The sequence below is a fragment of the Enterobacter sp. A103 genome (genome assembly GCF_034427535.1).
Classification (GTDB): domain Bacteria; phylum Pseudomonadota; class Gammaproteobacteria; order Enterobacterales; family Enterobacteriaceae; genus Enterobacter; species Enterobacter asburiae_B.
In genome coordinates this window covers 1-11,417 of the sequence record NZ_JAXQPQ010000022.1, presented here as the reverse complement: position 1 = coordinate 11,417, position 11,417 = coordinate 1, and the positions used below count along the sequence as shown (strand labels likewise).

6 protein-coding genes and 3 pseudogenes are annotated in these 11,417 nt (G+C 45.1%); 5 read left to right on the top strand and 4 right to left on the bottom strand.

The genetic code is table 11. The annotated features are described in order from the left end of the window. The coding region (locus SPH27_RS22850) for an IS3 family transposase (protein ID WP_071682716.1) at positions 1 to 111 on the top strand (111 nt) is incomplete at its 5' end. Between the two features lie 1,782 nt (positions 112 to 1,893). Here the strand turns inward: SPH27_RS22850 and SPH27_RS22840 are convergent. The 3 genes and pseudogenes from SPH27_RS22840 to SPH27_RS22830 all read right to left on the bottom strand — a co-directional run bounded on the left by SPH27_RS22840 (position 1,894) and on the right by SPH27_RS22830 (position 4,794). Further along, positions 1,894 to 2,844 (bottom strand): Rpn family recombination-promoting nuclease/putative transposase, encoded by a 951-nt coding sequence (locus tag SPH27_RS22840; protein ID WP_322435908.1) that lies wholly within the window; start codon positions 2,842 to 2,844, stop codon positions 1,894 to 1,896. 194 nt (positions 2,845 to 3,038) lie between these two features. Beyond that, positions 3,039 to 3,533: pseudogene (locus SPH27_RS22835) on the bottom strand (IS3 family transposase); the annotation flags it as partial. 294 nt (positions 3,534 to 3,827) lie between these two features. After that, positions 3,828 to 4,794 (bottom strand): annotated as a pseudogene (locus SPH27_RS22830) (IS110 family transposase). Between the two features lie 384 nt (positions 4,795 to 5,178). Between SPH27_RS22830 and SPH27_RS22825 the strand changes: the two are divergent. Continuing rightward, positions 5,179 to 5,868 carry a methyltransferase gene (locus SPH27_RS22825; protein ID WP_322435907.1) on the top strand — a complete coding sequence of 230 codons (690 nt, stop codon included), beginning with the start codon at positions 5,179 to 5,181 and terminating at the stop codon, positions 5,866 to 5,868. Positions 5,869 to 6,019: 151 nt separating this feature from the next. Further along, positions 6,020 to 6,697, top strand: a pseudogene (gene folP / locus SPH27_RS22820) (dihydropteroate synthase); the annotation flags it as partial. Between the two features lie 18 nt (positions 6,698 to 6,715). Here the strand turns inward: folP and SPH27_RS22815 are convergent. Beyond that, a protein-coding gene (locus SPH27_RS22815; protein WP_322435906.1) for an IS3 family transposase occupies positions 6,716 to 7,815 on the bottom strand; the annotation gives its coding sequence in 2 pieces (ribosomal slippage) (positions 6,716 to 7,626 and positions 7,626 to 7,815; 1,101 coding nt in all). Between the two features lie 460 nt (positions 7,816 to 8,275). On the opposite strand from SPH27_RS22815, the gene SPH27_RS22810 reads away from it, so the two are divergent. Then, a complete protein-coding gene (locus SPH27_RS22810; protein ID WP_322435905.1) occupies positions 8,276 to 9,349 on the top strand; it encodes a hypothetical protein in 1,074 nt (357 codons plus the stop codon). A gap of 322 nt (positions 9,350 to 9,671) precedes the next feature. Beyond that, on the top strand, positions 9,672 to 11,417 hold a 1,746-nt coding region (locus SPH27_RS22805; RefSeq protein WP_322435904.1), incomplete at its 3' end, for an NEL-type E3 ubiquitin ligase domain-containing protein.

Below are 11,417 nucleotides of genomic sequence, written 5' to 3'. Positions count from 1 at the left end.
ATGCGGACGACGGTGTTTAATTATATCGAGTGTGATTACAATCGGTGGCGTCGTCACAGTGCCTGTGGCGGCCTCAGTCCGGAACAATTTGAAAACCAGAACCTCGCTTAGGGCTGCGTCCACTTTAAATGGGTAGGATCATTCTGGCAGGTAAGACAGTACATTCAGGAGCCAGTACTACTGGACCTCATCAGTCAGTATTTTTGGTATAGCGTAGAGTGTGGTGGTGAAATAAGAACGCCAGAGCACGGTATTCCACGGGGATGTTCGCTGAGTCCACTGTTTGGCGGAAGTCTGTTATTTCACGTTGATAATTTTTTGGAAACCATTACAAAGATGTTTTTTATTCCCGCTTTATGGATGATTTTATTATTCTGACTCGCACCAGACACAGATTGCGGCAATGCATCAGGTATATGAATGAGTTTTTTGCGATGCGAAATTTTGGAAAACATTCAGATAAAACATTTATAGGTAGAATCGAACATGGGACGGACTGGTTAGGTGTTGATTTTGATAGTGGAAGGATAGCCGGTCTGTCCCAAAAAGCAGTAAAGAAACATCGAGAAAAAACATTGAGACTTTATCTGCAATGCTGCATAAAAGGGTATTCTCATAAGGAGGCTCTTTTGCAAATTGCTCAGTACCGTCAAAGATGGAAAAAATGCAGTAGTCTGATTCTGGTTTGACGTATAGGAGTGGCCTTGGTCACATTTAGGATTGAATTATTTAAGGTATTCAACTGTTAATGTATCCATTAAGAGATAAATCAAGCGTCAGCCAGGTTAACAACGAACTATCGGAAACTTTGTCTGAAGAGTCAGAGATTGATCTATTTGTTTTGATAATTAATCTTTGGATACAAAATCGCACCTGAATCGATCACTGATTCGCATTGCAGTCGACATGATGAACCTGTAATTTAAATTGTGTATCTGCCTGTTTTTGATATGTTCACTCCAACAACGGAGACAGGCAAATTATGGACGAGAAGAAACTCAAAGCTCTTGCGTGAACTGGCTAAAGGCCTTAAGACAGAAGCCGACCTCAATGCGTTTTCTCGCATGCTGACGAAACTAACCGTCGAAACAGCACTCCAGCACTCAATGCGTGTCGTTCCGGTGAACTCATATTTTCATAATAATTTCTGCAGGTAATATCAGCGCCATCTTCTTTATTGACTCTGATGGAGCTAACCGATGCCAAAACAACGATGGTTCATTGAGCAGAAAATTCAACACGTCACCAACTGGCGCGCCAGTGGCCTTACCCGGCTGGCCAGAGGAGCGGCTAAACGAACTGTTAACGTTGCCCGAGTTCACCTTCGCGAACTGACAACCGGTGGCACGACATGGGGCAATATCCTGTCACCAGGCTCACGGTCTGCTGACTAAGGTGTTGCGCCCCTGACACCGTCAATGCTGGAACCTCTCGCGCCACGGGGCTTCAGCGCATAGTCCTGGCTGATTCAGTCCCGGCGGCAAGGCGGCCCAATACCCCACTCAGTACTTCACCTCCTGGCAACCGCTTCTCCTGGTCACCTGACGCAGGTGCCAGTCGACCAGTCAAGATGAGTTCACCGGAACGACACCTTTGATGGCAAGATAGGGGTTCTACGCCGGAACTCCACTATGATCAGTGAGATATTCCATGAGTATTTCACTGATCTCGTTCTGCCGACAGACATCCCGTGTTGTGAAATCAGCCGCCTGTTTCTTGATAAAGAGCGACGTTTAGACTCGATACTGTGAAGCCTGTAGAGCATGTCTGTATTGAGGTATTTATGCACGGATGAGATTAAGGTTGCTACTCCTTGCCCTGTCCATGCACCAGTGCTCATTCGGGTTGTTCAGGAAAGCTGTTTAGTTGATGTGCCTGGCGACCAGTTAACTATCAATGGCGGATTTGTGCCAGGTCATCTTCGGTCAGACCCGTCATTTTCATGACGGTGTTGCGGTCGAGGCCGTTCTGTAGCATGGTTCTGGCAACTTCGAGTTTACCTTCATTGCGACCTTCCTGTCGGCCTAGCTCAATACCCTTCTCGATGCCCTTCTCGATGCCCTTCTGTTCAAGTTGCTGTGCAATGGTCATCAGTGCGTCTCCATGTTGCGGCACAAGCTGTGCCAGTTCCCGAACGAAGGCTTCGGCGTCGGCTGACTCGCCTGCCTGTATTAAATAGTGTATCAGGGCCATCACCTGCGGTGAAGAAAGATAGTCAGTCATCAGCAGAGTGGCCAGCCGGACTGTCAGGGTGGCGATATCGCGCTGATGAATATGTTTCTGGAGCAGAGTCAGTGCCGCCATACTGCGATGGTTCATTATTTCATCATCAGGAATAACTGTCACATCAACCAGCGGAAAGGCCTCACTGTAGAGTTTACCCGCCAGCTCAGGGTCATCAAATTCGTCCAGCCATCGGGTGGAGTACGGGTATGGACTGCGTTTGCCGACATAAAAGAGCACGGGTATCACCAGCGGCAGTTTTTTATGACCCGCTTCAAGATGACGCTGCATCGCCGCCACTGCGTATCGAATCAGGCGAAAAGCCATGTGCTTATCAGGCGAGCTTTGGTGCTCGATGAGCACGTGGACGTAACCGTCACCGCTGTCGGTAGTTTTCAGGCTGTAGAGCACATCGCTGAAATACTGGCGGAGGTCGTCTTCGACGAACGACCCCGACTCCAGTTTCAGCGAACTCAGGTCGCAGACAGCACGCAGCTCTGCCGGGAGGTGTAATTCCATAAAATCACGGGCAATCTCTGGTTGTGTCAGAAACTGCCTGAATGTTGCGTCATGTGGCGTTGACGTGATGCCTTTTTTACCTTTTCCTTTCTTGTCTGACATGTGTGCTTCCCGCTGCCTTTTTCTGTCTGACTGAATTATACCGGAACCGTCACTTTCATACCTTCTGTTTCATCGATTGCTTTCTGAGCTGCTGTCTGGGGGGGACGAAACCGTTTCTTTGTGGATAGGCTTTTTTCGCCTGTCCAAAACTAAGCCAAACTGTCATTTGGGGCTGCGGATGTTTTCCTGGACTGTTATGTTGTGATCCCAAGATGTTGTCGGTACTTCACCGGACTCATTGCACCTAATGATAGCTTGATACGCTTCTCGTTATACCTGCGTATGTACCTGTCCAGGAAGCAGATAAATTTTCCCAGCGTAATATTTGTCCAGTTTCTGCCATAGAACATTTCGTTTTTGATATGCCCGAAGAAACCTTCGCCAGCCGCATTATCCGCCGAGCCTCCTTTACGCGACATGGACTTTATAAGTCCCGATGTGTTGATACGATCGAGCTGGCCAGGCCACCGGTAATGGCCATCACGATCGCTGTGTATCACTGGTTTGTCATTTTCATTGAGCGTATCGAGTGCGTCATCGAGCATTGTATTCACCAACGTCGCGTCCGGGCGTGTTCCTATCGACCAGCTCACAACCTGGCCATCAAAGGTGTCGATAACCGGCGACAGATAGACTTTTCCAGCCGGAAGCTGGAACTATGTAATATCGGTCAGCCACTTCTCATTTGGCCTGCAGGAACTAGGGGTTCTACGCCGGAACCGCCTATAAGGGCTTCCCCGGCATGTCAACGCCGGTGTTTATGGTTTCTATCTGCTCTTCAGTAAAAATAAAGGGGAGAGACTGCGGTACTATAAACGGCCATGATGAATCGTCATCGATTCGGACCCTGATGAAAGACGTGTGTGAGGTTCTTGTTCGTTAAGCGGATGCGTATATCCTGTACAATAGTCAGATAGTCCTCACGGGGTCTAACCCTTTATCATCAACGAATTGCAGGTCAGATGGTTATTTTGTTTCGTGCTTTAGCTGGCTGAGTACAGCCTGAAATCATCACCGTAATGCAATAATGCCAGCACAGCCTTGCGTTTTTGGCGGCGATGGCTATAACGGCACGCCAGTATCCTCTGCGCTCGACCAGTGAACAGACCCAACGACTGAATGAATCAGTCCTTTTCTCGGCACCAATCAGAACCGAACAAGCCCCCTGAACCAGTAGCGTTCGCAGATACGAATCGCCAGCTTTAGTTATCCTGCCAAGCTTTGATTTCCCACCACCGCTGTGCTGCGATGGCGTTAGTCCCAGCCAGGCTGCCAGTTGTCGCCCATTTTTTAAATCGTGTGCATTATTGATACTGGCGACCAGCGCACAGGCCGTTGTGGGACCAATCCCTTTCAGTTCCATCAATCGCTGGCTGCGCTGATCAGTTTTTGCCATGCGGGACAAAATCCGGTCATATTCAGTAATATTATCTTCAATACGATCAATGTGTTCCGGCAGGTCATTAACACATTGTTGAACCTGAAGTGGCAAAGAACTCTTCTGCTCAGAAACCATGTGACGCAGGGCATCTGTATTTTGTGGGGCGATGACACCGAATGATATCAAACCTCTCAATCGGTTATATGTTGCTGTTTTCTCTTCGATAAAACCCTGTCTGGTACGGTGTAGGCATTGCATCGCCTGCTGGCTCTCATCCTTCACTGGTACAAACCGCATATGCGGGCGACGAACTGCTTCACAGATAGCCTGAGCATCAGCTGCATCATTTTTGCCTGATTTACCGGCCATGCGGTAAGGAGATACAAGTTTAGCAGCCATCAGACGTGGTCCATGACCATATTGCCGAAACAACCTTGCCCAGTAGTGAGCCCCGGAACGTGCCTCCATCCCGATAACACAGGGAGGTAAACTGGCAATCAGCTCGGGAAGGGCAGAACGCGATACTTTGGTTTAACCAGAACAGTTTTACCGTGTTGGTCATAACGAATCCCTCCGGGGCTATGTTTACCCTATGATTGCACAAGAGTTAATCAGGCGCATATCCAGTGGAAGTCCATTCCATTCGAAACTTCCGCCTGTTATTTTTTTGTGTTCTTTCGAAGCTTCAATAAAATCACCAGCAATAGACGATTTTCGGAGCAGAGACATCATCAGGTAACACTTTTTAAAACAGCATATTACCTACTCTACATCCATAGCATGACAGAACTCATTGTTGATCCTCATGTGTAATAATGAACAGTTTGCTCTGTTGCCTTAAAACCTTATTATAAATAGTGTTAATATTGACAGTCAGTAGTTTGCATACCGCGCTGACAAATAACTGAAGCAGGGATGACCCGGGGGAACCGGATCCTTCCCTAAGGAGTCGCATGGATAGGCTGGAACGATTTAATAATGCTCTGAAAAACATCACCCTAAGCCAGACAGAATCAGGCGAGTATGAAATAGACTTCGAGGGCTTAGCATTACGGGCACACAATCAGGTTTTTTCGCCAAAGTATTTTCGCTCAAGCCATATTTTATTATCTGCTTTCCCTTTCAGAGAGGGGGAGCGTTTGCTGGAAGTCGGATGCGGTTTGGGAACGCTCAGTATTATCGCTGCGTTAAAACACAATAATGAAGTCGTGGCGACAGACATTAATCCTTACGCAGTCAGTCTTTGCAGGAAAAACGCCCACCACTATAAGCTGAAGGATAGGGTTGACGTAAGGCACGGCGATGTATTCTCGGCCATAGAGCAGAATGAAACCTTTGATACCGTGTTCTGGGATCCTCCCTTTGTCTGGGCTGATGATGATTACGATTATCAGTCACCCATTGAAAGAGCGGTATTTGATCCAGGATACCGGCAAATAGAGAGGTTCATTCGTCAGTCACACCGCTATCTGAACAAAGACGGGCGGCTATTGATGAATTTTGGTTCCAACGGGGATCTCGAAAAATTTACCCAGTTGGTCGGAGCTTGTGGTTATGATTTGAAAGAACTCAGTTTCACTGAAATTGAAGACAGAGGGGGGCTAACGTACACCCTGTATCAGTTATTCCCTCGCCAGTCTTAACCGGGGAATGATGCCACCGGCTCTTTGCGCAAATCCCACATAACCTTGATTTTTATCAGGGTTGTGATGCGACAACAAGTATTGTACTTTCTGTTGCCCTGTTTCTGATGGAGTGAAGAAAGGGATGAACCTCTTATTCAGGTTAAATATGATGCGAAAATTGAATCTTACATATAAAGATAAAATTCTCGACCTCTTAAAAACGCAGGTAATGGGTATTCTGAATATCACTCCAGACTCTTTTTCGGACGGGGGGAAATATGACTCATTGCCGACAGCGATCGGGCATGCAAGTGAAATGATTAATAACGGTGCCACTATCATTGATGTTGGTGGTGAATCATCCCGTCCGGGGGCTGGAATAGTCAGCACTGAAGAAGAGTTGCACCGGGTGATCCCCGTTGTGGAAGCGCTGGCACAACGATTTGATATCTGGATTTCCGTGGACACATCAAAACCAGAGGTCATTCTTGAGGCTGCTTCGGCCGGTGCTCATATGATTAATAATATTCGTTCACTGAGCCTGTCCGGAGCCATTGAGGCCGCGGCAAAAACAGGTTTACCTGCCTGCCTGATGCATATGCAGGGCCAGCCCGCGAATATGCAAAAGGCGCCCATTTACGATGATGTCGTTGCAGAGGTCAGTCTTTTTTTCAGCCGCCAGATACAGCGATGCATTAATGCCGATATTAAGCGGGAAAATATTATTCTTGATCCCGGTTTTGGATTTGGTAAAACACTGGAGCATAATTATAATCTGTTGTCCTCACTGAGTTATTTTCACCGATATGGATTACCTCTCCTTGCAGGAAGGTCGCGCAAATCGATGTGAATCGCCACGGATAATCTAGACACTTCTGAGCCGTTGATAATATAGGTTTTCATATTCAGCCGGTTGCATCTGCTCGCTCGAACCATACCGACGCTTACTGTTATAAAACATTTCGATATAATCAAAAATATCGCTTCTGGCTTCGTCTCTCGTTCCGTAGAGCCTTTTCTTAATCCGTTCGCGTTTCAGAAGCTGGAAAAAGCTTTCCGCAACCGCGTTGTCATGGCAGTTACCGCGACGACTCATGCTGCCTTCCAGACCGTGTGATTTCAGGAACGACTGCCACTCATGGCTCGTGTACTGACTGCCCTGATCAGAGTGAACCAGTACCTGCTTTTGAGGATTACGCCTCCACACCCCCATAAGCAGTGCGTTCAGGACAATCTCTTTTGTCATGCGGGGTTGCATTGACCAGCCGATAACTTTTCGGGAGAACAGGTCAACCACCACGGCCAGATACAGCCAGCCTTCGTGGGTTCGGATGTAGGTTATGTCCGTCATCCAACGCTCATCCGGTGAGTCCGGATTGAACTGCCGCTGGAGCCTGTTGGGTGTCACGATGCTGGCTTCTCCTTTACGTGCACGTGGGCTGCGGTACCCAACCTGAGCTTTTATTCCGGCACGCTTCATCAGCCGCCAGACCCGGTTCACTCCGCACTGCTGTCCGGTATCACGTAGATCGAGATGGATCTTGCGATAACCATAGACGCATCCCGATTCCAGCCAGAACTGTTTAATCTGTCCTGTCAGTCTCAGGTCTGCCTGATGGCGTTGTGAATGCGGCTGCTGAAGCCAGGCGTAAAAACCACTGGGATGAACATCCAGAACCCTACAGAGCAAACGAACAGGCCAGCAACGGCTGTTGTCGCGGATAAAGGCGTACCTCAGTCGGACAGCTTTGCGAAGTATGCCGCGGCTTTTTTTAATATGTCCCGTTCGTCCGTAACCCGCTTCAACTCTTTCTGAAGACGGCGAATCTCGGCCTGAGCATCCGACTGTTCATTATGAGTGGTGATATCGAGACGTGTTGCAACACTGGAAACAGAATGACCACGATCAACAACCTGTTTGACTGCTTCAATTTTAAACTCTTCGGGATAACGCTTACCGCTCATGGGCACCTCTCTTTAAGCCATCTTAAATGACTCTGAGGTGTCTGTTAAACCCGTGGCGATTCAAACAGCAAGATACGACTGCTGCAGATCAAGTTGAGGGATACCGGAACAGGGAGTGGTTCAAAGTGGCGGTTACGACAAGGTTAAACATGGACCTCTGAGCCTTCGACCATAATTGGGAAAGACTATTTTATATGCAGTATTGTTTGGAGTTGCTCCTTTTGCAGGCTCCAGCGATCAGGGCTTTAGCCTAGATTCGCTTATATGGTCGCAATTTCGCTTTCAACGACAAACACGAAATTATAATTAAAATTGAATAATATTTCGCACACAAACATTCAAATATACATATATTTACCTCAATAGGTTACATTACTGCATGATAATTTCTGTCATAATTATAAAAAATACACCAGCGTGCTCTCTAAAGAGTTTTTGTAACCATAAAGAGGATATGATTATGTCTTATGCTTTGAACAGTTTACCACCGGACACAAATCTGGCTTATCAGTCAGAAGGAAGTGATTTTGGGGGCGCTATACACATTAATGCGATAATGTTTGCAAGTCGACACTTGGCAGCAACAGATAGTCATGGTGATAACCTGTACCAAGTTGCAGTACAAAGGAATGGGGAATGGGAGCTACAATCGGTGCAGGTGAAATGGCCGGATGATAATAAACAACTTGTTGTTAGATTGAATATTAATCCTTCCGACCTTATTACAGGCGTAAGGCTTTACCATGCTGGAAACAGTACAGTGTTTAGGAAACCGGAATCGATTAACGCAGGCTTGGATGTGGCGAGTTTGCCGCATGCTGAAGAAGTTTCAATATCTGAACCTGTAAACATACAAGCATATCATGAGGTCGCAATAGAAAATTCATCTTTTGAATCTGATCATAGTTCAGGATTTCTCTCGGGAACAAATGCTCCAGCCGGGTGGCAGAGGCCAAATTTAGGAGGGAATATGATGATTCGCAATACTTATAATTCCGACTGGAATGGGCTGCATGCTAAAGACGGTATGAATAGTCTATTTATATCCGATGGGTGTATGATTGGCCAGACATTATCTGAAAATTTTGATAACCATACTGACTATAAATTGTCGGTGGCAGTTAGTGAGGAATCCGGACCATTAACTTTTCGCAATCATGAGCATCTAAAACTTCGGTTGCTTGCAGGAACAACTGTTTTAGGAGAATCAGCGATAACTTTTTCAGATTATATTCCAGGAGAAAATCACGATGGGGCTTCTGTAGGTTGGAAAACTTTTGAGGTGAATATATCTGGAGGAGAACACTCCATTCTCGAAGGACAGCCTATGCGTATTGAGTTGATTGACGAGCAAAACCAAGATGAGTATGACCGAAATTATAATGGGAATGGATTTTATTTAGACAATGTCCACCTTCAAAAGTTGACTCAATCAATGGCAACATTTGATGGTCCTAGTGATGTTCATATAGCTTCGACAACTACGCCGATGAATCAAAACTCAACGCCCATGCTGACTTCCACTGTACTTTAACTGACCCTAATAGATGCCGTCATGCTTTACATCCTGAGGGTGGCTGCATTTCGTAGTAGTGCTCATCTTTAGGAGCGCTACTACATAATGAGATGACCTATTAAGCTCGGATTTATAATGCTCTCAATTCAATAAATTAGCATCGGAGTTTTATATATTTTTTAGTAAATATTAAATGGCGTAAAATAAATCGAAGATGTCATTTTTAATTACGTTGAAATGAATATTGAAAATTCTTGTGTTTTAAGAGAGCATTTTTCGCATGTGCAACATGTTTGGTTATTGTTTTAATGTAACATTCATAAATTTTGGAGAAAAACATATGACGAACGAAGAATATAAGTTATTTTTAGATAAATGGGCAGCTCAGGCTCCTTCTACTGAACATGAAGGACGGCTCGAAGCCGTTAAAAGGACAGCTGATTGGATTTCTGAAGGTGATGTATCAGAACAGCTCGATCTATCGGGTTTAAATCTTAGTTCTCTTCCGGAATTTTTCCCTCATGGTTTGATAAAGTTAGATGTGAGTAATAATAATTTAACAGAGGTACCGGATAACCTTCCCGAAACTTTGACAGATTTAGATATTCATCACAATAAGATATTATCGATTCCACCGCAAAAACTGGCTGCATGTACGAATCTTACTTACTTGGATATTAGTCATAATTCGCTGGTCGGTCTACCTCCATTACCATCGATGCTTGAAATGTTAAATGTATCAAATAACAACATTTTGTTATTACCCTCTCCATTACCCGCAGGCTTAGAACTTTTAGATGCAAGCCATAATAAATTAATAAATTTACCGGAGCATCTTCCTGACAGCTTGGAAGAGTTTAACATTGGATATAATAATCTCAATCTCCATACAGCGCTTAATCTGGAAGGACTCACAGCACTTGAAACATTGAATATTCAACATAACCAACTTGATGACTTAGGGACTTTACGTGGTTTAGATGATTTAGAGTCTTTGACCGAATTATATGCGCAAGGGAACGGAATATATGATTTTCCTGATGGCTTTCTTCCTACATTGCAAATATTAGATATTAGTGACAATCTTTTTACAGTTTTACCGTCTAATCTTCCTCCGGATCTTATCACACTCAATGTGAGCAATAATTACTTGTCATCTGTGCCAGTTGACCAATTTTCCCAAGAATTAGCAGAAAGTTGTAATGTGATTCTTACAGGCAATAGGTTTTCAGCAGATTATGTGACCAATGATTTACAGGCTGCTTTAACATCTCCTGATTATAATGGTCCAACTTTAGTTTATGAAGTTCAGGGTGTAAATTTACTGCTGGCCAGTCTAAATATTGTTGTATCTGATTGGTTCCCATTTGAACAACGCAGGAATGTTTCAGATACTTGGAGTAATTTTATTGCCGAAGACAGTAGTGGCGCTTTTAATAGTTTTCTAACCAGATTAAGCCGTATTAGCATTTTAACTGATCCGAACAGAGATTTAACCCTCGCTGAAACTTTTAGAGAACAAGTTGCTGATTGGCTCGTTAAAATTTCAACATCTCCAGCATTGCGTAAAAAAATGATCGATCTAGCAATCGGAGCAAGCGAGACCTGTAACGATCGTATTTCGCTTACTTGGAATTGGATGCAGCGTGGAATGCTTGTTGCAGAAATAGAAAGCGGAGGTGAGGATAATTCAGTGTCTTCTCTTCTTGCAAAAGCACGTGAAATATTTAGATTAGATATGCTTGAAAAAATAGCCGGTATTACTGTGAGTGAGCTTACTAGTAATCATATTAATATTGATGAAATTGAAGTTTATCTTGGTTATCAAATAGGGCTAAAAGAAGACTTAAATTTGACATCTATTATTGATAAGATGGATTTCGTGGCTGTCTCTCATCTTGATCCAAATAAACCTGATGAAAAGGCACGTCTAATCAGGGCTGCTGAGATGGTTAGGGAAGCCGAGAACCGAGATTTTGTGGGCTGGCTGGCAGAGTGGGAACCCTGGCAGCAGGCACTCAGCCGTATCGCACCTGACCAGTACCAGGCCGCCCTTGAGCGCCGCGCTGACGCCTTCGGCGCCAGT